Here is a 23228-nt window from a genome sequence, read left to right as displayed (position 1 = left end):
GTAATAAAAAACGGTTCTTTTTAGACAATTTGGCCAAATGATACAAAATTACTCACTAACGATATTCCATTTTATCATGCTGGTGGGTAGCAGCTAGACGGATTTTTACTTTAAAGTTTGATATCATGTGCAAGAAATTTTTTGATGAGAGTCTTTTACATTTGGCTTATCTGTAACTCCTCTTATCAATACTGATGATTTAACATGCAAGAAAAATAGTCTACAGCCCTATCGGCTGATAGATAAACCTGATTATTGAATTTTACGGTAGGTACGTTTTAACATTCAGCTTTTTCGATAACTATTAGAATACTGATAGGTTTTTATATTTTTTAATCTATCATTGAAAATTTTGATTTAATACGTATTTAAGCCTAACGACAGCGATAACCACTTATTAATTAACGAGGACTTTATGTCAAAACTTCGCACCGAAACGGTCACAGAGGTTCATCATTGGAATGACTCTCTATTTAGCATTAAAACCACTCGTGACGATGGCCTACGCTTTCGTAATGGCGAATTTGCGATGATTGGTCTTGTTGTCGATGGTAGACCACTGCTACGTGCTTACTCGATTGCTAGTCCTAACTACGAAGAGCATTTAGAGTTTTTCTCCATCAAAGTTCAAGACGGCCCTTTAACCTCACGTTTGCAGCACATCAAAGTCGGCGATGAGCTATTGGTCAGCAAAAAACCAACAGGTACGTTGGTATTAGATGATTTATTACCTGGCAAACATTTATACATGCTCTCAACAGGTACCGGACTTGCCCCTTTCTTGGCATTGGCACGTGACCCTGAAGTATATGATCGTTTTGACAAAGTTATTTTGGTTCATGGTGTCCGCCACGTTGATGATTTGGCTTATCGCGATATGTTCGAAAATGAGCTACCGAATGATGAAATCTTTGGTGAATGGTTCCGCGAAAAGTTCATCTACTACCCGACTGTCACTCGTGAAGAGTTTAGAAACCAAGGCCGAGTCACAGACTTGATGAAGTCTGGCAAATTATTCGAAGACATCGGTTTGCCTCCAATGAATAAAGACGACGACCGCGTCATGTTATGTGGCAGCATGCCATTCAACGCCGAAGTGTCAGCCATTCTAGATGATTTTGGTCTGACTGTATCACCGCGCATGGGTGTGCAAGCAGATTACGCAGTTGAACGTGCCTTTGTAGGATAAAAATGTTGAATTGATCGAAAATTATTTTAAATAAGTCTTGACGACCAAAAATAGGCTGCTATAATACGCAGCCTATACAGAGTTAACCCTGTAGCCCAATTCGATAATATTTATTTAATAGACATTATCTTCTAACATGCCAGTGTGATGGAATTGGTAGACATGACGGATTCAAAATCCGTTGCCTTTAAAAGCGTGTCGGTTCGAGTCCGACCACTGGTACCATATAGCAGTACAATCTAACCTCCCTTTTCGGAGGTTTTTTTGTGTCTGTTACTTTTATATCTGTGAATTCTTTGTTTACATCGCTACTTCAGATTCTCTAACAACACTTATCTTAATCGGTACGGCATAGCTCCATGGCATGCCAGCACTGCAATAAAAAGACCCATTACGAAACGACACAATATACGCGGTAAAGTCATTACCACAATGATCCATCATAGCTTGCTCGTCGCTGTCATCGCAAACTGCACACCATACTCGTTTTTCGCCGCGTGCTAGCATTGCCCGTGTTAAATCACTCCCTTTCAATTCGTTATTCATTTTCTGCTCCTTGGTCGTTCTGAACTCTCTAGCAACGATATTTTTTTAAAGAGCTAATCTACCAGTACTCAATGCACAAGTTTGGTATGAGCGCTACAAACAACGTCTTTTTACAGTACTAAAAATATATGAGGCGTTAACTACTCTTGTTACCGTACCTATTACTGTGAATACTTATAGTTTAAAACTTTAATCTGCCAACTATAATAGATGTCCATCAAATTTATGATGAATGGCAGCTCTATTAAGATAGACGGTTTATTAAAATAAAATAACTTACCAAACCTCTTAATAAAAGATGCTGATAGAAAACAACTGTTCGCTAACATTAGCATAAGGTTTATAAAGTTGTCTTGTTTGCTGTACATAACATTACAATATATTTAATTACCAATATATATCAATAGTTAAATATTATTGCGGTTTAGTCAAAAATTTACGGAAAAGCTACTTTGGTCTCTAACAATTGATAATAGAAAAAGCCATTAATTCAGGTAAAATATTGAATATGACAGACTCTATTCAATTGAACTCCCGTAAAATTATTCATATCGATATGGATGCTTTTTATGCCAGTGTGGAGCAGCGTGACTTTCCTGAACTACGTGGTAAGCCATTGGTGGTTGGTGGCGATCCTAATGGTCGAGGTGTGGTTGCCGCTGCCAGTTATGAGGTGCGTCAATTCGGTGTACGCTCTGCAATGTCATGCTATGAAGCTCGCAAACTTTGCCCAGAAGTGATATTTGTAAGACCGCGTTTCGAGGTTTATCGAGCGGTCAGTAGTGATATTCGCCGCATTATGCATAGTTTAACGCCCCATGTGGAGCCGCTATCATTAGATGAAGCGTATCTTGATGTCACAGGGTTATCTGTACACAAAGGCTCAGCGACATTGATGGCCAATTGGTTACGTGCGCAGATATTGGAATATACAGGATTGACTGCGTCTGCTGGCGTGTCATTTAATAAAATGCTCGCCAAGATTGCCTCTGACATCAATAAGCCTAACGGTACAGCCATCATCACGCCAAAAGAGGCAGATCACTTTATTAGCACGCTACCCATTGAGCGGTTTCATGGCATAGGCAAAGCAACGGCAAAGCGCTTACATGCGATGGGTGTAAGTAATGGCGCTGATCTTCGGCGTACACCAGCTGCCGTATTGGTACAAGAATTTGGTAAACGTGGTCAGTTTTATCATGATATTGCTCATGGCCGCGATGCGCGCCCTGTAAAGTCTGAACGCACGCACAAGTCTGTTGGTTCAGAGACCACATTCAAAAATAATCTAAATGATGATGACGCGCTACTCACCCAAATATATGAGCAAAACGCCGATGCCTTTAATCAAATGCACCAAAAGCAGTTAGTCGCTCATACCATTACTCTAAAAATCAAATATTCAGACTTTACTCAAATCACTCGCTCACACACGCTTTCTACGACGTTTGATAGCGCTGAGTCTGCACATTATTGGCTAGACAAGCTATTCTTGGATATTCCACGCCAGCTGCCTATTCGGCTAGTTGGTGTGACTTTTTCTTCGTTAGCACCTGCCGCTCAGTTACTGCCTCAACTAAATCTATTCGAGTAAATTAGTCTACAACTGATAAAAACTTCTTTGTAAGTTGACATAGCCTATAATATTTACTTAGGCTATTTATAGGTTTGAAGCATATCTTATACATGATTACTGCTGAGCAAAGTATCCTCTCACAAAGGTATTTCTGCTACAATTGTGCCAAAATCCCTATCCATTTAAAGACTGATTATGACCGACTCTCACATTGACTCTACTGATACTGACGCGCCAACTGATACCGACAAAAAAAACGACGTCTTAGATTATCTGAGCGTTGAAGATTATGACTATGAGCTGCCAGACAGTCTGATTGCACGCTACCCATTAGCGCAGCGCTCTGCTTCAAAACTTCTATACTTGCCAGCTCGTACTCAAATAAATGACACTCGTGTAGAAGATCGTTTGTTTTCTGAGTTGCCTCACTTATTAGAGGCTGGAGATCTGATTGTCTTTAATGATACCAAGGTGATGAAAGCACGCTTATTTGGTCAAAAGGATACTGGCGGTAAGCTTGAAGTACTGATTGAACGCCTAGTCGATATCTCGGACTTGGATGAAGTGCCACTGCATCTAAAAGACACCAATGATGAAGCAGTTAATCAAGAGCATATTGCCCTTTGCCATGTAAAAGCCAGCAAAGCGCTCAAGCTTGGTCAACGCTTACAACTTGCCGATGGTCATATGAGCGCTACGATGATTGGTCGCCAAGACAACTTATTCATTTTGGCGTTTGATGCGCCGATATTGCCGCATCTAGAGCTTTATGGTGAACTGCCTATCCCGCCCTACTTTGAGCGCCATGCTGATGACACTGACAACACTCGTTATCAAACCGTTTTTCATGATCCTGCCAAGCTCGCCAGCGTGGCTGCACCAACGGCAAGCTTACACTTCGATGAATCCGTACTGAGCAAGCTTGACGAGAAAGGTATCAATACCGCTTTTGTCACATTGCACGTTGGGGCGGGTACTTTTGCTCCCGTCAAAACAGATAACCTACTCAATCACACCATGCATAGTGAATACGCGCATTTGCCGCAGACCACGGCAAACCTCATCAATCAAACGCACGCGAATGGTAAAAAGGTTATTGCGATTGGTACCACAGTGACGCGTGTTCTCGAAACGGCTTATCAAAAAACTGCCATTGACGGTCAGGCACTCTCTAGTTGGTCAGGCGATACAGATATATTTATTTACCCTGGGTTCAAATTCGGCGTTATCGATCGGTTATTGACCAATTTCCACTTACCTAAATCGACACTACTAATGCTAGTATCAGCATTCGCAGGTAAGGCATCTATTGAACACGCCTATCAACATGCTATCGAAAAACAGTATCGATTCTTTAGTTATGGCGATGCCATGCTACTAGATAAAAAAGCTCAGTGAACACTACAAAGACACTTTGTGCATTGGACACAACAGTTGTGAAATAAACTGGTAAACTAAACGGTATTTTGTTATAACAGCAAAGACAACTTATTTATACTAAAGGGCTGCTCATGTCTTGTCATCTATCTCGTCGCTTGACTACTGTACATCGCGCGGTATCGATGGCACTATTTTGTTCTGTAGGGTCCGCCGTGTTAGTGCCGAGCGTACAAGCAGCAACCATTGGTAAGACGGTGGTCACTTCGGCCCAGCATGAGCCTTTAGTAGCGAGCATCGTCGTCAGTAACATTCAATCAGCTGACTTTTCTGCCAGTTTGGCAAACTCGACCATTTACCAGCAAATGGGGTTGACCTCGACTGACTCTATGAGGGTACGCTTTCAGCCTACTTCGGCGACCAGCGGTCAAGTTTTTATTACCACATCACAGCCTGTGTCTAAGCCTTTTGCTGATGTCGTTTTAGCGATTAATGATAATGGTCGGCAAAATATGGTACCAAAAACGCTACTGATGCCATTAAAAGATAGTGTACCTATCAATACTGGTAAGAATATCGCCACAGGTGCCAAGAAGCCAAATTTGCCTAGCGTTTCTGTAAGTAATGCCATGCCTTTGACGGTCAGAAAAGGCGCGCCGCCGCCACTGATGTCGGCCCCTGCTATATCCTCGCCCAAGTTATCAAAACCAAGCAAATCAGCGACTGAATTGTTGGCTTCTACATCACCAGCACCTAATATTCAGGCGCCAACAGTGACGGCTATCTCACAGGTCAACAGTCTTACCTATACACCTAGCCGTCTCAATAATGGTCGCTTAAACAGCAATGCTGACATAAAAAATAATACCGGTCATTCAACTGCTATTGGTAACAGCCAAAGCTCGGTGAACACTTCGGATAACAGTGGATTAAGTGTAGCAAGTAGTAGTAGCGGTACCATGACACCTGATGATAAAGGCGGTACTGAGGCGCGCACTCATAACAACGTAGTTGCGGCAGATAAGCCAAGTACTGACAAGCAGCTTGATATCCTAAACATACAAGTGACGCGCCAAATACAACCAAGCAGTAAAGCAGACTCTGACCTCATGGCAAGCTCACCTGTCAAAGCAACAACCCCTAAAGCGAGAGATGACTCAAAAAGTGCAATCGACTCAGACAATCGTGTTATCGCCGCAGCTCAAGGCAGTAATATACCTGCTAATATAGCATCACCTGTACCATCCAAAACTATGAATAATCCAAGTACAGCTAGCAATAAAGTAACGAGGAATGCAACAACTCAGTATCAGGTGCAACGCAATGATAGTTTGTGGATGATCGCGCAGCAGATCGCACGTGAAAACAACCTAGACACGTCGACTGTAATGAAACAAATTCAGTCACAGAACCCTGATGCTTTTATTAATCAAGATGCTGACCAACTAAAAGCAGATGCTAAGCTTCGCTTACCTAGCTACGATGTTATACCGTCACAGCAAAGCTTAGAAGCAGCCATTAGTGCTCAAAGACAATATAGCCGCCGAGCGAATACACCTGTGCCAAAAAAGCCAGCGCAAAAGACGTCTAAAAAACCAGCTGATGTCTCTCAAGCCGCAAGTGTCTCTACAAAACCAACCACTAAGACCCAGACACTACCGCAAGCACAGTTTTCTGTCCTTGCCCCTGGTCATGATGGTAATGCAGATGGCACTCAGGCGAAATCAGCGGCAGATAAAGGCAATGGTCTAAGCACCGATATATTAGCAGCGCTAAAAGCATCAAGACAAGAGACTGCCTCACAAGCTCAGCGCTTGTCAAAAACCAGCAGCGCGCTGGACAACTATACGAAAAAGCTTCAATTACAAAATCAAAAACTGGCTGAGCTACAAGCTCGTCTCAAAAAACTACGCAATCAATAATTGCCTAACGGATCAACGCACGATGCTGTGATCTTAGGAGTAGGAATAACTATGGACAATATGCTATATATCATCGCTGGATTGGTGCTTATCCTGTTAGTCGCTGTTTTTTTATTGCGCAAAAATAAAGCACAAAACCAAAGTGTACAACCACCTGCAAGCTCAGTAAAAAATACCGCTGCACCAGCATCAAAAACGGATTATGGCACTGCTGCCCAAACCAATCAAAATGATAGCAATAAGTTCGATCATATTACGATTGCCCAGCGTTTCATGGATCAACAGCGCTACGACAAAGCCATTGAAACGATCAATCGTGGACTAAACGAAAAGCCTAATGACAGTCAGTTATCTATTAAGCTATTGAGCATATACGCTACGCTAGATCAGCCAGAAAACTTTCATGATGTCTATAACCGCATTAAAATGCATAACGATGCCAAAACCATTACGCTTGCTGATGAATTAAAAGATTTATACATTGGAGAGCAAAGCCCAGTAGCCGCACCAGAAGTGGTAACAGACGAGGCAACAACAGAAAACAATCAAGATGGTTTTGATAGTCTAGATTTCGATTTATCTACTACTAATCAAGCCGATGATACCGCTAACATATCTGATCGTCCTGTTATTGAAGATAATAACGATTTAGTAATAGACAAACCTATCGATAGCCCAGTGTTTTCAGGTGAGCCTACTGAAAACGTAGACGATAGCTTTGATCTGACGCTCAGTGACTTAGAAGATGATTTCAATGAGTCAAATGCTACTGATGAGACTCCTGTTACATCATTGGCCACGGATGATGATAGCCTTTATATTTCTACAAGCGACCATACTAATACCATCGAAAATAACGAGGCCAAGAATGATGAGGTCATAGAAGACAACGACCTTAGTGACTTTGAGTTCGATTTTGAATCACCTGCAGAAAACACTTTAATTGAAAATTCTGACGTATCAGATGTTCAAGACAGTGAAAGCGAAGCATTAGTATTAGAAGACGACTTCATCTTAGATTTTGATGATTTAGCAGCCGATGCAGATAAAGATGCTTCTGTTAATAAAAATGAAGAAGAAGCTTCTAGCAATGCTGTCCAAAACATTGAAGATGACTTTACTTTATCTTTAGACGATCTGGACGAATCAGACGATATTGATGCCGTTAACACTTTCGCGATTAATGAGCCATCTACTACTGACGTAAGTAACGATATTGATGGCTTTGTTTTGGAAGATATTGACTTTGAAAACGCTGATAATGACAGTAGTACTCTCGAAGATGATAGCGTTGCAAACTTAAGTTTTGAAGAACAACTGATCAACGATGACACCGACATTGATGCTTTTGAAGCATCAGATACTACGCCAGTTACGTCGTTAAGATTTGATGATGACACGCCTATAGCTGATGACTTCGATATCATAGAAACTGACTCTTTATTAGATTCTTCCGTAGCGACTCCCCCAGCCTCTACCGTTGCACCAGCAGAACCTGAAACAGATATCAGTCATGAAGCGGTTGAATCAGCAGAAGATTTTTCATCGCGCTTTGCCGCAGATTTTGACTTTGTAAAATCATTAGATAGCAATCAAGTGACGCTAGATTTAGCCAATCAGTATTTACAATTAGGCGAATATGACAGTGCCAAACGTTTGCTTAATGAAGTGATCGCTCAGGGTAATAGTGAGCAGAAACAACAAGCACAACTATTACTTGAGCGCACAGCATAATCAGTCGTTTAGATGCCTATCAGCAAGTATCTCTTATTATCGGAGGCTTGCTGATTTTTTGCATTTAATTCTGATACTATCTATTACTGACCTCTCAACCTGTCACTAATAAACGCTCTGGCGCTTCTTTTTTCATAATTGTTTACTGTGTTGATACTATGCCATCTTCTTTTATGACCAAAACTATGTCTGACCCCATTCAATTAATCTATGCTGGTGGTACCTTTGGTAGCTATGGCAAACCTCTAGCGCCGCTATCGGCAGATATCTTTTTACCTACGCTACAAAAACTATTGGCTGAGCAAGGCAATACGACTGGTTCACCAGAAATTTCATGGCTAGACAACACGCTGATCAAAGACAGTAGCCAGCTTACGCCAGTTGATTTTGTACATTTTTATCAGCTATTACTGAATGCTTATAATCAAGGTAATAAACGCTTTGTCCTGATTAGTGGCACTGACACGTTGAGTTATTTAGGTGCATTTTTAGCAGAAGCGTTTGCCGGTAGCGATATTTGTATTGTGGTCACTGGAAGTATGCGGCCGTTATTAGATAGTGAAGTGATTCACTCCTACGATATCGATGCTCATAGCGACGCTTGGGGCAACCTTAACGACTCATTGAAGCTAGCTGCGGCTGGTGAATCAGGTGTCAAGATCAGCTTTGGCGGTGAATCGTGGCCTGCACAAACGGTGCAAAAAATTCACAGTCATGACCTTATGGCATTTACTGGTCACTCTCGAGCAGCGTATCCAGCCAACAGTTATATAAAAAATCTCTCAGATACCCGTAGGCAGCATTGGCTTGATGATCAGCAAGACTTACTACCCAATATCAAAGCAAGTGCTGATCAGGCCAAAATCCATGCTTTATACTGCTTACCTAATGATGTTCAGGTGCTCAATGATCAACTACAAGCGTTATTATCACAGCCGTCTTGTGGCATTATCCTATTAGGATTTGGCGCGGGGAATATTCCCTATTCGACTGCACTAGCAAAGACGCTTGATTTGGTTCACGAGCATGGACACATGGTGATATCTGCCAGTCAATGTCCGTTTGGCGGTGTGAGCGACAGCTACGCGGCAGGCAGTTGGCAATATGACTACCACGTTATTGCTGGTGGACGCTTAACCATCCCTGCTATTTATGCACGGTTGTTATGGTTGCTACTGCGCTATGACAGTCCAGCAAGGCGCCGACAGCGCTGGTTGAATAATGTCAGTCAGCCTGGCACAAGCATCAAAAAGCGATAAATGCTCCTTAATTAATTCCGACTTTATAAGCTTAGAAACCAAAATGTCTAAGATTGAAACTATCGAACCTGAACGTTCACCAACCTATACTTTGGCGATTGCGATTGAGTTTTTGGGTACGCACTATCATGGTTGGCAGCGGCAACGAGAAGTGCTGGGTGTACAAGAAGCACTAGAAACCGCTATCGGCAAGGTCGCCAATGAATCCGTCGAAGTCATCGCCGCTGGACGTACTGATGCCAGTGTCCATGCCAGCAATATGATTGCTCATTTTACCACGCATGCGTATCGCCCTACTCATAACTGGTTACGCGGTGTCAATAGCCTACTGCCTGACGATATTGCTTTGCGCTGGATTCAACCGATGCCAGCTGACTTCCATGCGCGTTTTGGTGCGATTGCTCGTCGTTATCGTTATATCACCCTTAATCAAGCGCAGCGCCCTGCGATACTCAATCATCAGGTTACCCATATCTATGAGCCTTTAGACCTAGCAGCGATGCAAAAGGCAGCTGCCGATATCGTTGGTACTCACAATTTTAGCAGCTACCGTGCGGCAGCCTGTCAATCCAATCAGCCAGTACGTACCGTCAGTCATGCCGACCTTTTCGCTCATGGTCAGTTTATAGTGTTCGATATACAGGCAGATGGATTTTTGCATCACATGGTTCGTAACTTGATGGGTACGCTATACGCGATTGGCAGACATGAGTTAGAGCCAGCAGACTTTTTAAACATTTTGAGCAAAGAGGATCGAACAATTGCGCCGCCTACGGCCTCAGGGGATGGCTTGTATTTCATCAATGCCTATTATCCTGAGCATTTCCAGCGACTATTGCCGCAGGCACCCCTCACACCGATTTGGTTAAACTTACCTGACTAAATTAGCATACATATCACTTACATGCTGTCAAGTCAAAACCAGGTTCTGTATTGCTTTAATCCGCTAACTTACGTATAATATGGGCTTATTTTTAATTGATTGATACAAATTATGGCAAAAGACGATATTATCGAATTTGAAGGCGAAGTCATTGATACCCTTCCTAACACTTTGTTCAAGGTTCGTTTAGAAAACGGACACGAAATCATTGCACACATCTCAGGTAAGATGCGTAAGCACTATATTCGTATCTTGACAGGTGATAAAGTTAAGGTTGAAATGACCCCTTATGACCTATCTAAAGGTCGTATTACTTACCGTGGTAAAAACTAAATACTCGCCAACTCATATGGTTATAAAAGTATTTATAAAAATACAGCCAATAACCAAATAGCTACTTTATCGCTGATAGCTGATATAGACGCTTGAGTGGTTTGACTGATAATAATAATGAAAACGCTAACCTGCTCATTATTGCCTATCACTGTTTTAGCTATTTCGTGTTTGCTGTTTGTTTTACCATAAAAAATACCGCTAAATTTCAGCGGTATTTTTTTGTCTGCGTTTTATGAAATAATTAAACGATGAGTTATTTGAACTCGACAGTGGCATCGTTCTTGATAACACCTAATAGGCTCAGTGCATCCCAGTTAGTGAGGCGAACACAACCTGCTGATGCCTGACGACTGATACGTTCAGGATCGGGTGATCCATGAATGCCATACGATGGTTTGCTAAGGCCAATCCATACCACACCAACGGGATTGTTAGGGCCTGGCGGGATAATAGATTTTTTGCCATTATCGCTAGTATAGGTGTAATTTGGCTCGTGAATTTTGACTTTGACTTTATGCGTACCCGTTGGTGAAGGTGTTGCTGTGCTACCTACTGTGGTTGGATAGCTGGCAACCAGATTGTCACTGTCATCGTATGCATATAGGGTTTGCGTGTCTTTATCAGCGACCACTCGGCTCACTGGTGTTGTATTAGGGTTACCTGGGTTATAGACAATGATGGTTTCGCCACTTTTAAAGCTGGCATTGGGGTTAAGCGATTTGAGATAATCACGACTGATATGAAATTTTTCGCCCAAGGCTTCAAGGACGCTTTCATAATACATACCATCTAGCTTGGCCTTGGCTTCAGCACTAGCAGGAATTTGGGTAGTTTTGACATTCACATCAGCATCTGTCAGCTGATAACTGACCAATACAGGCTGTGAAGTAAGCGTAGAATTCTTAGTTAATGCTTGCCACGTCTCTTCATTGACCGCTTCAGTTACTGGTAATCCTTGAGCCTTTTGAAAAGCTTGCATGGCTTTACGCGTGTTTTTGCCCCAATAGCCATCCACTGCACCCACACCACTATGATTCCAGTTCAGTAGCGCTTGTAATTTGGTAGCAACATTACGATCAATTTTGGTATCAGCTTTCCATGTTGCTTCATTTACCTTTTTAGCAGTTTCTGATAGATTTTCTGTACTGTATTCAATTTTGGTTAGTAATTCATTTAGCGAATTTGCGGCTTTGCTATTACCCTCTATTTGCTGACTAACACCGTTGGTTACTGGACTAATATCGTTACTATCAGTCATCGTGCTGTCCATCGTATCAGCATCGATACTGTTGCTATTAGTTTGGTTACTAGTAGATTGGTTGCTACTAGTACTCATCTTTGCTTCGGTTCCTGCATGGTTATTATTATCTGTTGTAGTACCTGTCATACCACTATTAGGCGACTTGCTGTCATTAGCCGTTTGTGCGCTATTATTAGCATTGCTACTACAACCTATTAATAATGCGGACGTTGTACCCATCGCTATAACAAGGCTGCTAACCTTAAGTAATTGAGACATAAAAAAACTCCCTAAATAGTTACCATATATCAAAAAATATCGAAAAATTTATTATAAAAATATATTGCCATAGTCTTGCCACTATTCCCTAACAGCTTTATGTTAATAACCGACTCTTCCTACTGTGCATTTGTTAAGAGAGTGAACAAACACACTGATCCGTTTACAATAAGGCATGACTCAATATCATATAACAGAAAAAACCCATAAATTGCTCAGCAACTTATGGGTATAAAATGAACGAGATTAAACTGTAAAAACTACCTTAAAATGGTCTACATTAGATTAGCTGACTTATACCAGTTTAGCCAATACCGCTTGCCCCATCTCTTGACAGCCCACTTGCTTGAGTCCAGCTTCACTGCTGTCTAAAATATCAAGCGTACGCAGACCATCATCAAGCACATCACTGACTGCTTGCTCGATCGCTTGTGCGGCTTCCTCTTGCTTAAAGGTATAACGCAGCATCATAGCGACAGACAAAATAGTGGCCAATGGATTGGCTTTATCTTGCCCAGCGATATCAGGCGCAGAACCATGACATGGCTCATACATACCTTTGCCATCCTCATCCAAGCTCGCTGATGGCAGCATACCAATAGAACCGGTCAACATTGCCGCTTCATCAGATAAGATATCACCAAACATATTGCCTGTTACCATGACATCAAACTGCTTAGGATCTTTGATCAACTGCATACAAGCATTGTCAGCATACATATGGGATAACGCCACATCGCTATACTCTGCTTGCTGCATCTGAATCATTGTTTGTTTCCACAGCTCAGTCACTTCTAAGACGTTGGCTTTGTCTACTGAACATACCTTGGCAGCTGTACCTGCGGCTTGGGCACGGGTTTTTGCTAACTCAAAAGCAACTTTACCGATACGCTGAATCTCACTGGTGCTATACACCATCGTGTTATAGCCTTGCTGCTCACCATTTTCTAGTGTGCGAATACCACGTGGCTCGCCAAAATAAATGCCACCCGTCAGTTCGCGAACAATCAGCAAATCTAAACCAGATATAATTTCAGGCTTGATACTTGACGCATTGGCTAGCTGCGGATAAAGCTTTGCCACACGTAAATTGGCAAACAAACCCAGCTCACCACGGATTTTAAGCAGACCGCGCTCAGGGCGCTTACTACGTTCAATCGTATCCCATTTAGGGCCGCCGACAGCGCCTAATAATACAGCATCTGCTGCACGTGCACGCGCTAATGTTTCATCAGGTAAAGGCTCACCTGTGGCATCAATAGCCACACCACCAATCAATCCAGACTCTAATGTCAAATCAAGTGAAAACTTCTCATTGACGGCTTTGAGCACGTCGATGGCTTGAGTCATGATTTCAGGGCCAATACCATCGCCCGCTAATGTTAAAATCGTTGCCATACTAATCCTTTTGGATATATTTTTATCAATTAATTTTTATTACGCTGTGGTCGTTTTAGGTTTAGATGCTGACGTCACTGCTTTGACCATGCCTGTCTCTACAAACTCACCTTGGTGCTCAGACTCTAACTGTTTACAGAATCGGCGCTGCACCTTATTACCTTGTAATAGATCAATACATAAAGGCTCAGGCGACGCTGTATCCAACAAACTGCCAGATTTTTCACTACTTTTCTTTTGATAAGCACGTAACTTGTAAGTACCTGCGTCCGCAAAATCATGAATCATCGCAAAACGCTCAACGTATCCCATGTTATTCTCTGGATAAAAATTGACATGGACTTCACGTTTTGCAGGCATCACCCGTGCATAATAGTTGGTCAACCCTGGCATACCAGATGCGGCTAATGGCAATATCTTTATAGAGTTTTTACTCATGAGCGGTGTCATCTCTATGCTCATTTGGGGCGTTGCAGTACCTTTATAACTTGGTAAAGCCTCTACAATCTGAGGATTAACTGGCTCATGATTATCAGGAGAAATAACCAGTGTCTTATCTATTTGCACGATTTCACAGTGGTAAGTACCCACGCACGCGATATTTACTTCGCCAGCAACGGGTTGGATCTTACCTACCCACGCTTTCGCACTTTCTGCCTCATCTATTTTTTGATAGCCCGTCAATAGCTGGCAGCCTGACAAAAATAAGCTTGCAGCAACAATCGTACTTGTCGATAGAGCATAACGTTTTTTATTCATAATGGCGGCTACTGTTTATCAGAAAGATAATTTATAAGGAAGATAATAAAATGTGTCAAAAACTACCCTTCATTTTAGCCAGTTCACCGCCATAACTCAACGATGCGTTGCGACTGGCCAGCAGTTTTGTGAGCAAGGCATCATAAAATCCTTACCTAAGCGCGTACGTCGTTAAAGATCCACGGCGTTTTTTGCATCATTTTATGCTCGTAGTCTTTGATAGCATCGCTTTGCTGCAAGGTTAAACCGATATCATCTAGCCCATTTAACAAGCAATGTTTGCGAAAAGCATCCACTTCAAAGGCATACTCTTCGCCTGTTGGCGTGATGACTACCTGACGCTCAAGATCTGCCGTCAGCTCATAGCCTTCATTAGCAACAGTCGCCTTCATTAAAGTATCCACAATTGCTTCATCTAGTACAATCGGTAACATGCCATTTTTAAAGCAGTTATTGTAAAAGATATCAGCAAAGCTTGGTGCGATAACCGTACGAAAGCCATACTCAGAAAGTGCCCAAGGTGCATGCTCACGACTAGAGCCACAGCCAAAGTTTCTGCGTGCTAGCAATATAGTAGCGCCTTGATAACGGGGTTTATTCAATACAAAGTCTGGATTGATAACACGTGTGCTGGGGTCTTGGCCTGGATATCCTTCATCAAGATAGCGCCAATCATCAAATAAATTCACGCCAAAGCCTGTACGTTTAATAGACTTCAAAAACTGTTTTGCGATAATTTGATCGGTATCGACGTTTGCGCGATCAAGTGGGCAAACGATACCGGTTTGGGTGTTATAAGCTTGCATAAAATTTCCTATCAATTATATTTTTGCTGGTTGACGATCTTGATAAGCATATTAAACAGTAAATAAATTTTTACCGTTTTGACATCATGCTCATATATTTATCGTTGATATAAGCATGATGTCAGCTACTTATTATCAGTCTTAAAACGTACGAACGTCTACAAAATGACCTGCCAACGCTGCTGCAGCTGCCATTGCTGGACTGACCAAATGCGTACGACCACCATTACCCTGACGACCTTCGAAATTACGATTAGACGTCGATGCACAATGCTCTTGCGGCTCAAGTTTGTCTGCATTCATGGCAAGACACATTGAACAACCCGGCTCGCGCCATTCAAAACCAGCTTCGGTAAACAAAGCATCTAAACCTTCAGCCTCTGCTTGTAGTTTTACTTGTCCAGAACCTGCAACAACGATGGCTTCTTTGATATTATCAGCCACTTTGCGTCCTTTGATCACTGCTGCAGCGTCCCGCAAATCTTCGATACGCGAATTGGTACATGAGCCAATAAATATACGATCAAGCTGAATGTCCGTGATTTTCTGACCAGCTTCTAGACCCATATAGGTATATGCGCGTAACCAACCCTCTTTTTGGGCTTCATCAATGGCTTGGTCAGGTGTTGGTACCGATTGGGTGATATCAACGACCATCTCAGGCGAGGTACCCCAAGATACTTGCGGTGCTATTTGGCTACCATCGATCTCAACCACGGTATCAAATACTGCGTCATCATCTGAATATAATGTACGCCAGTAGGCTTCAGCTTGTGGCCACTGTGACTCGTTTGGCGCGTACGGGCGACCTTTAACATAGTCTATCGTCGTATCATCAACGGCAACCATACCCACGCGAGCACCAGCCTCAATTGCCATGTTACAGACAGTCATACGACCTTCCATACTCATGTCTTCAAACACTTGACCTGCAAATTCAATCGCATGTCCAGTTCCGCCTGCCGTACCGATCTTCGCAATAATGGCGAGCACGACGTCTTTTGAGGTCACGCCCGCACCAAGTTGACCAGTGACGCGGATTTGCATATTTTTTGATTTCTTTTGGATCAAGCACTGCGTTGCCAATACGTGCTCAACTTCAGAGGTGCCGATACCATGTGCTAAGCAACCAAGTGCGCCATGTGTCGCTGTGTGCGAATCACCACAAACAACGGTCATACCTGGCAACACAAGACCTTGCTCAGGACCAACGACATGCAAAATTCCTTGACGCGCATCGTTGATTGTAAATTCTGCGATATCAAATTTGGTGCAGTTCTCATCCAATGTGACAACCTGCAGACGTGATACCTTGTCTTTAATACCAGTGACACCTGCTGAGCGCTCTTTGGTGACTGTTGGCACATTGTGATCAGGACTGGCGATATTGGCAGACAAACGCCATGGTGCTCTATTGGCAAGCTCCAATCCTTCAAACGCTTGTGGACTCGTCACTTCATGCAACAGATGGCGATCGATATAAATTAAGCTCGAACCGTCGTCACGCTTGGTGACTTCATGAGCATTCCAAAGTTTGTCATATAAAGTTTGACCGGCCATGATGCTATCCTTTATTAATTACTACTGACTTGATTTTCGCTTGCTCACCTGTTGGCAAGCTAAGGTTCTGTTTGTTCAATTAACGATTAGATTTATCTATAATGTCGTATTTAACTGCATGATAGCTCTTTATGATTTGTGTGAGAGCATCATTTTGCAATAACTTCTACCTAATCAATGATATTGAAATATATATTCTAGAATTGCTATATTTTGTGTAGTATAAATATTATTCATTAATAATTTTAGATTTGTGGCTATAAGCAGCGCCTAAACACGCTTGAGACTGCAAATAATCAACTTAAAAGAATAAATATGTGACAATACGCCTTGATATCTTGTGATTATAGCAGGCAAATCCTATAATAATAATTGATGATTTTTAACCAGATGCAAACTTTTATTTTTAATACGTTATCATTGGCTCAGCCCACTTTTATTTATAGCTCATAAAGTAGCTAAGGAAATCCGTTTGAACACCACAAACTTGACGACATTCGTTACCGTTATGCACACTGGCAGTATTTCAGGTGCCGCAGAAAAGCTGTTCATTACTCAGCCTGCCGTCAGTAAGCGCATCAAAAACTTAGAAGATGAGTTTAACATTACTTTATTTGATACTGTAGGCCGCGGGATTGTACCCACGCAGGCTGCTATTGAGATGCTGCCACACGCCAAACGCTGGTTGGAAGATTATGAGAACTTCAAGATTAACTTGCAGCACTCTCAGCATATCGTCTCTGGCAAGCTTGTAATTGGCACAAGCCATCATATTGGTTTACATCATCTAGCACCCGTGCTTAAGCATTTTATTCAGACTTATCCTGCTGTTCAGTTAGAAGTTCATTTTGTTGACTCAGAAAAGGCCCACAAAGCAGTACTGGACGGCGATCTGTCATTAGCGTTTGTCACGCTACCGCCTGTATACGATAAACGCTTGACCTATCACACGCTTTGGTCAGATCCCCTGTATTTTATGACGGGTACTTTGTCACCTCTAGCGACCAAATCTAATGTCACTTTAGAGCAGTTAGCACGCTATCCTGCTATTCTACCGTCTGCCAATACCTTTACCAGTCAGATTACTTTGGCTGAGTTTGCTAAGCATAACCTAAAACCTTATGCCACGATGAGTACCAATCCGCTTGAATCTATTCGGATGCTGGTTTCTGTTGGACTGGGTTGGTCAGTCCTTCCGCAAACTATGGTCAGTCAAGATTTGGAACGTATCGATATGGCAGACAACATTGAGTTACAACGCTATTTAGGTGTGGTTATCAATCCGAAGCTAACACAATCTAGTAGCGTAACCGCACTACTAGATTTGCTGGCGCCAATTGAGTAAAAACATCCCAATACAACAATTTAGGTATTTAAGCTATTCGCATTCGTGACTCTCATACGTTATAATATGCTTGACGTTGTTTTAATAACAAAAATTTACCACAAGGACACTGATAGTCATATATTGAATACTTCTAGTAAGATATGATGGTTAACAGTAGGTTTAATGGTTTCGCTGATTGGTTATGTAGGTTGCTAATACTCATATATAAATAGCAGATGCGAGCAATAACAGCAGATAAGTGGAATGCGAGGTTCCCATTGTTCTCTATCTCTATATGAGTGCTAGCCATATAACGACATCAATCATATAAAACTACAAAAGATACTGAAAAAAGCCATTATGTCTTAATTAATGGCTTTTTTTGTCTTTATACATTGTTTGAGATATTTTGTTTGAGGCATCGTCTTTTAAGACAGAACTTTTATAGTTAAAAAATAATTAAAGCCAACGATGTTGGTTAAGGATAACTTATATGAACGGAGTTTCTAGTGGCGTGCTTATATCACTTGGCGCCTATTTTTTAGTGATGATTGGAATTGGTGTTTATGCTTATTTTAAGCAAGCCAATGATACCGAGGGTTATCTTTTAGGAGGACGTAATCTAGGTCCAGCAGTTACTGCACTTTCAGCAGGCGCATCGGACATGTCAGGTTGGTTGCTACTCGGACTACCAGGCTATATGTATGCAGATGGTGTGGTGAGTATTTGGATCGCACTTGGTTTGACCCTTGGTGCCTTCTTAAACTATATCATCGTAGCACCGCGTCTTCGTGTTTATACCGAAGTCGCTGATAACGCTATTACTTTGCCTGACTATTTTGCCAACCGCTTCGAAGATAAATCGCATATGCTGCGTGTAATCTCCGCTTTGGTTATCATTTTATTCTTTACTGTCTACACAGCGGCAAGTCTCGTAGGCGGTGGTAAGCTTTTTGAAAGCTCACTTAACCTATCTTACACCACAGGACTTTGGGTGACTGCTGGCGTCGTTGTCGGTTACACGCTATTCGGTGGTTTCTTAGCAGTATCGATGACTGACTTTGTTCAGGGTATCATCATGCTGTTTGCGATGGTCATTGTACCTCTCGTTGCCTTTACAGATCTTGGCGGTGTTTCAGCCACGACTGAAGCCGTTAGAAACATTGATCCAAGCCTACTAAATATTACTAGCGGTATGAGTATCATCGGTATCATTTCACTTATGGCATGGGGTTTAGGATATTTTGGTCAGCCGCATATTATTGTGCGTTTTATGGCAATCCGCTCAGTACGAGATGTGCCTACTGCACGTAATATCGGTATGAGCTGGATGATTGTCAGTCTTATCGGCGCATTGATGACTGGTTTTGCTGGTCGTGCTTATGTACAAAAGACAGCTATGACGTTAGATGATCCTGAGACTATCTTTTTAGTATTCACTCAGTTCCTATTCCACCCGTTGGTTTCAGGTTTCCTATTAGCAGCGATTTTAGCGGCCATCATGAGTACCATCTCATCGCAGTTATTGGTAGTATCAAGCTCATTAACCAAAGACGTTTATAAACTATTCTTTGACAGAGATGCACCAGAAGCTCGTCAAGTATTGGTTGGACGTATCTCAGTTGTCGTGGTCGCTATTGTTGCTATCTTGTTAGCTTCTGATCCAGACAGCTCAGTATTGAACCTAGTATCAAACGCATGGGCAGGATTTGGTGCAGCGTTTGGGCCGTTGGTTATTTTCAGTCTCACATGGCGCCGCATGAACCGTAATGGTGCTGTAGCTGGTATGGTTGTGGGTGCATTGACGGTTATTTTATGGATCTATGGTCCTTTCCAAATAGATGGTATGGCACTAAATAGCTGGTTATATGCTATTGTTCCAGGCTTTATCTTAAGTACCATCGCTATTTTTGTAGTCAGTATCATGACGGGCGGTCCAAGAGAATCAGTCGCCGCTAAATACAAAGAGATGGAATTAAATCTAAACAAATAAGTTTATACAGTAACTTTACCTTATCACTATAAAAAAACCTCGCCACTAATGTGAACTGACCCCCGAAACTTGGACGGTTTAGTTTATACCAAGGACTGAGTTCTGTACTGCACAGGGCTCAGTCCTTTTAGTTTGAGTTGAATACGCTCATTATTGTAATAATGCATATACTCATGAATCTGTTGTTCTAACTGCTCAATCGATTTTGGTTTCTCAATATAAATCGTCTCGCACTTCAGCGTACCAAAGAACCCCTCCATCAGCGCATTATCCAAGCAGTTGCCTTTTCTGCTCATGCTTTGCTTAATACCGTGCTGTTTAAGCGCCTTACTGAACGGTCTCATCTGATAATGCCAGCCTTGATCTGAATGCAGCATTAAACGGTTGTTCTGGTGCGTATCTATCTTATCTAACGCCTTATCTAGCATCTTGCTAACCAAATCATAGGTAGGTCTCTTTGAGAGCGTATAGCTGATGATCTCATTGTTATAACAATCGAGTATCGGTGATAAATATAGCTTATGATCACCTACCTTAAACTCAGTAATATCAGTGAGCCAGCGTGTGTTTGGTCTATCTGCATGAAACTGACGCTTTAAATAATTCTTTGCAATTTTGCCTTGTACACCTTTATAAGAGCGATATCTTTGTCGTCGAATCCGTGCACTTAAGTTTAAATGACGCATAAGCTTAGCGATGAGCTTGTGATTGTAATGGCTACCTAACTGCTTTAGCGCTGCCGTTATTCTACGATAGCCGTACCTGCCTTTATGCTGGTGATACAGCTTAGTAATACGCTGTTTTAAGTCAGCATGTTTATCTTTATCACCAAGCTTTTCTCTATGATAGTAAAAGACGCTTTTAGGCATACCAGCGGCTTTAAGTAAGTCAGATAAACAGCAGCGCTCTCTTAGTCCTTCGATGAGCCTTGCTTTTTGCCTGCTTTTTCCTCCGCTTTGAGCAAGGCATCGAGCTTTTTTAGGTAGGCAACCTCTGCACGTAAGTACTCATTCTCACGCTTCAATTCTGCTAAGCTTTTTTCATCCTCTGGTTTGTCTGTAATGAAGGGTTTGCTCATGACGGTTCTACCTTTAGGTTTGGAGATGAGTCCAGATATGCCTTCTAGTCGATACGCTTTATGCCAGTGACTAATAAGCGCCGGTGAGCTGATGTTATACCTTAAAGCAACTTCCAATTGACTTAAGCCTTGGCTAAGCATCGTTGTAATGACTTTGTGTTTAAACTCGTGACTATAGTAAGCTTTGCTGGTCTTTGGTTTGATAGCTTCAATACCACCGCTTTGATATTGCTTAACCCATTTGATAACTATCTTATTATCTAGGTTAAATTCCTCAGCTGTAGCACGACCAGTATGTCCTTGCATATAGTATGCGATGACTTCAAGCTTAAAGTCTAGATCGTAGCGCATAAAAATACCCCATAAGTTGTGTCCAACTTATGGGGGGCAGTTCAATGGCGAGGTTTTTTATTGGTAGCTATTAACTATGATGTAAGTAGCTACTATTATAAGTAGGAAGGCTGCTCTAACCTTCTATTATGAGTATCTACTCTTAATAGAATAGCTATGTACTATTGCCAAATGGATCTGTCTAAACATGCCCCTACCTATATGGATAGCTAACTATCATATAGGTAGCGACAATGGATACATTGCTTACCATTCAATCAACTGGAAGGCAGATATCACACGTATAACAACATATGAGTAGTAAGTAGGTTGTAGCTATCAGCTCTGCACACGACAAAAAAATCATCCCCACCCGATTTTCATAGGTTTAGGGGTTAAAAAGCTAACTAACTGTCGAAATACAGTCTTATCATTGTTAAAGAACACCAAGTGAAGGCCCTCAATCAACACATCCAGGCCAAGCGCAAACAAACTGGCTTGAGGTCGAGCGTTTGACTTTAACTTGCGCTTTAACGGCTTATCTTTGTCTTTATAAATACCGACATGATAAGCCCAACAAAATGCTAAGGCGTTCACTGCGACTAATTTACTGACCCGATCAAGATGGGTTAAGTGGGTATCTTCAAGATTAAAGCCACGGCCCTTTAGACAAGCAAATAAAGTCTCAATCTCCCAACGCTTAGCATAGCTTGTCATCGCATCCACTGTTTCTAGTTGATTGGTTGCGACAATCACTAAACCATAGTCTTTATCACGCTTGGCAAATACTCGAACCAAACAACCATCGACAGTCAGTATTCGCCCATGTCGATATGTTTCTTGATGGCTAACATGGCGCAATAACTCTTTAATCTGTACCAACTTGCCATGATGATTCTTAACTTTACTGTTCTTCTTAATCCGTATGGCAAAGGGTATGTGATTATTGGTGAGCCAGTTAAACCATTTTTCGCCAACAAACTCTCTGTCTGCTACTATCATCTCAAGGTTATCTTTGCCAAATTGTTTGATAAACCGCTCAATAAGTTCACAGCGTTCAAGATGGTTTGTATTACCTCGCTTATCTAGCATTTGCCAGTATAAGGGGATGGCTATCCCTTTATATACCACCCCTAACATAAAGATGTTGAGGTTACTTTTACCCCATTTCCAGTTGGTGCGGTCAATGGTTAAGGTGACTTCGCCTAGCCCAAATAGTCGATATATCATTAAAGCCAGTTGATCGTAGTCTATCCTCGCTTCGGCAAAAAATCGCTGTAGTCTGCGATAGTGACTGTCGGTCTTGCCACCCTTAGGAAGGTGTCTTGCTGTTTTTTTAAGATTACTGCTTTGAGCAGTAATCAGGGCTATTATCATTAGGCTCAAACAATTGATTCTTGCCTTGTTCATGCTCAGGTTTTGGGTTAAAGTCTCACTAAGTCTGTTAAAGTTTGGCATGGTCTATTCGTCTTAAAAATTACTATTATGCCTTTGCTTTAACAGACTTTTTTGTTTTTTTGTCGTGTGCAGAGAGCTATCAGTTATTAATTTACTCTCTGTAAAACACTCTAAATATCTTTCCATATCTAAGAGTTTTTATTCACTTCAAAATATTGGAATCAATAAAAAAGCGACC

Annotated in this window: 19 protein-coding genes and 1 tRNA gene; 11 read left to right on the top strand and 9 right to left on the bottom strand. The window is 41.8% G+C overall.

Annotation, left to right across the window (positions count from 1 at the left end; genetic code table 11):
• Positions 1 to 415: 415 nt before the first annotated feature.
• Together AOT82_RS00320 and AOT82_RS00315 are read left to right on the top strand one after the other, a co-directional pair.
• Complete coding sequence (locus tag AOT82_RS00320) at positions 416 to 1189, top strand: ferredoxin--NADP reductase (RefSeq protein ID WP_071001298.1); 774 nt, start codon at positions 416 to 418, stop codon at positions 1187 to 1189.
• A gap of 138 nt (positions 1190 to 1327) precedes the next feature.
• A tRNA-Leu gene (locus AOT82_RS00315) sits at positions 1328 to 1414 on the top strand.
• 75 nt (positions 1415 to 1489) lie between these two features.
• On the opposite strand, the gene AOT82_RS00310 is transcribed toward AOT82_RS00315, so the two are convergent.
• Entirely contained in the window at positions 1490 to 1735 is a 246-nt protein-coding gene (locus AOT82_RS00310) for a hypothetical protein (RefSeq protein WP_071001297.1), read from the bottom strand.
• A 508-nt stretch (positions 1736 to 2243) separates the two neighbouring features.
• Between AOT82_RS00310 and dinB the strand changes: the two genes are divergently transcribed.
• From dinB to infA, 7 genes are all read left to right on the top strand, one after another.
• Entirely contained in the window at positions 2244 to 3329 is a 1086-nt protein-coding gene (gene dinB / locus AOT82_RS00305) for a DNA polymerase IV (RefSeq protein WP_071001296.1), read from the top strand.
• A 177-nt stretch (positions 3330 to 3506) separates the two neighbouring features.
• Positions 3507 to 4709, top strand: coding sequence for a tRNA preQ1(34) S-adenosylmethionine ribosyltransferase-isomerase QueA (queA, locus tag AOT82_RS00300; protein WP_071001295.1), 1203 nt, complete (start codon positions 3507 to 3509; stop codon positions 4707 to 4709).
• A 113-nt stretch (positions 4710 to 4822) separates the two neighbouring features.
• Positions 4823 to 6610 (top strand): type IV pilus assembly protein FimV, encoded by a 1788-nt coding sequence (locus AOT82_RS00295; RefSeq protein WP_071001294.1) that lies wholly within the window; start codon positions 4823 to 4825, stop codon positions 6608 to 6610.
• Positions 6611 to 6661: 51 nt separating this feature from the next.
• A complete protein-coding gene (locus AOT82_RS00290) occupies positions 6662 to 8344 on the top strand; it encodes a FimV/HubP family polar landmark protein (RefSeq protein WP_071001293.1) in 1683 nt (560 codons plus the stop codon).
• A 173-nt stretch (positions 8345 to 8517) separates the two neighbouring features.
• Complete coding sequence (locus tag AOT82_RS00285) at positions 8518 to 9603, top strand: asparaginase (RefSeq protein WP_071001292.1); 1086 nt, start codon at positions 8518 to 8520, stop codon at positions 9601 to 9603.
• A gap of 43 nt (positions 9604 to 9646) precedes the next feature.
• The gene (gene truA / locus AOT82_RS00280; RefSeq protein ID WP_071003569.1) at positions 9647 to 10486 is read left to right on the top strand and encodes a tRNA pseudouridine(38-40) synthase TruA; all 840 of its coding nucleotides are present in this window, start codon (positions 9647 to 9649) and stop codon (positions 10484 to 10486) included.
• A gap of 111 nt (positions 10487 to 10597) precedes the next feature.
• Positions 10598 to 10819, top strand: a complete 222-nt coding sequence (infA, locus tag AOT82_RS00275) for a translation initiation factor IF-1 (protein ID WP_021814850.1) — start codon at positions 10598 to 10600, stop codon at positions 10817 to 10819.
• A gap of 256 nt (positions 10820 to 11075) precedes the next feature.
• Here infA and AOT82_RS00270 read toward each other — a convergent pair whose 3' ends face one another.
• The 5 genes from AOT82_RS00270 to leuC form a co-directional block, all read right to left on the bottom strand.
• Entirely contained in the window at positions 11076 to 12341 is a 1266-nt protein-coding gene (locus tag AOT82_RS00270; RefSeq protein ID WP_071001291.1) for a L,D-transpeptidase family protein, read from the bottom strand.
• Positions 12342 to 12635: 294 nt separating this feature from the next.
• Positions 12636 to 13739 (bottom strand): 3-isopropylmalate dehydrogenase, encoded by a 1104-nt coding sequence (gene leuB / locus AOT82_RS00265; protein ID WP_071001290.1) that lies wholly within the window; start codon positions 13737 to 13739, stop codon positions 12636 to 12638.
• Between the two features lie 39 nt (positions 13740 to 13778).
• Positions 13779 to 14498: a hypothetical protein gene (locus tag AOT82_RS00260; RefSeq protein ID WP_071001289.1), complete on the bottom strand. Its 720-nt coding sequence runs from the start codon at positions 14496 to 14498 to the stop codon at positions 13779 to 13781.
• Between the two features lie 155 nt (positions 14499 to 14653).
• Positions 14654 to 15304 carry a 3-isopropylmalate dehydratase small subunit gene (gene leuD / locus AOT82_RS00255; RefSeq protein WP_071001288.1) on the bottom strand — a complete coding sequence of 217 codons (651 nt, stop codon included), beginning with the start codon at positions 15302 to 15304 and terminating at the stop codon, positions 14654 to 14656.
• A gap of 141 nt (positions 15305 to 15445) precedes the next feature.
• Positions 15446 to 16864 (bottom strand): 3-isopropylmalate dehydratase large subunit, encoded by a 1419-nt coding sequence (gene leuC, locus AOT82_RS00250; RefSeq protein ID WP_071001287.1) that lies wholly within the window; start codon positions 16862 to 16864, stop codon positions 15446 to 15448.
• 472 nt (positions 16865 to 17336) lie between these two features.
• Here leuC and AOT82_RS00245 point away from each other — a divergent pair, with 472 nt between their 5' ends.
• On the top strand, positions 17337 to 18209 hold the full coding sequence (locus tag AOT82_RS00245) for a LysR family transcriptional regulator (RefSeq protein ID WP_071001286.1): 873 nt from the start codon (positions 17337 to 17339) through the stop codon (positions 18207 to 18209).
• A gap of 475 nt (positions 18210 to 18684) precedes the next feature.
• On the top strand, positions 18685 to 20184 hold the full coding sequence (gene putP / locus AOT82_RS00240) for a sodium/proline symporter PutP (protein ID WP_071001285.1): 1500 nt from the start codon (positions 18685 to 18687) through the stop codon (positions 20182 to 20184).
• Between the two features lie 83 nt (positions 20185 to 20267).
• On the opposite strand, the gene AOT82_RS00235 is transcribed toward putP, so the two are convergent.
• From AOT82_RS00235 to AOT82_RS00225, 3 genes are all read right to left on the bottom strand, one after another.
• Positions 20268 to 21107: an IS3 family transposase gene (locus tag AOT82_RS00235; RefSeq protein WP_227517198.1), complete on the bottom strand. Its 840-nt coding sequence runs from the start codon at positions 21105 to 21107 to the stop codon at positions 20268 to 20270.
• Positions 21095 to 21613 carry a helix-turn-helix domain-containing protein gene (locus AOT82_RS00230; RefSeq protein WP_071001283.1) on the bottom strand — a complete coding sequence of 173 codons (519 nt, stop codon included), beginning with the start codon at positions 21611 to 21613 and terminating at the stop codon, positions 21095 to 21097. The genes AOT82_RS00235 and AOT82_RS00230 overlap by 13 nt, the downstream gene beginning before the upstream one ends.
• Before the next feature lie 342 nt (positions 21614 to 21955).
• Positions 21956 to 23050, bottom strand: coding sequence for an IS4 family transposase (locus AOT82_RS00225; protein ID WP_071001282.1), 1095 nt, complete (start codon positions 23048 to 23050; stop codon positions 21956 to 21958).
• Positions 23051 to 23228 lie beyond the last annotated feature (178 nt).

Origin of the sequence: Psychrobacter sp. AntiMn-1 (genome assembly GCF_001854065.1) — a bacterium.
GTDB classification, from domain to species: domain Bacteria; phylum Pseudomonadota; class Gammaproteobacteria; order Pseudomonadales; family Moraxellaceae; genus Psychrobacter; species Psychrobacter pacificensis.
This window is presented reverse-complemented; position numbering and strand designations above follow the sequence as displayed.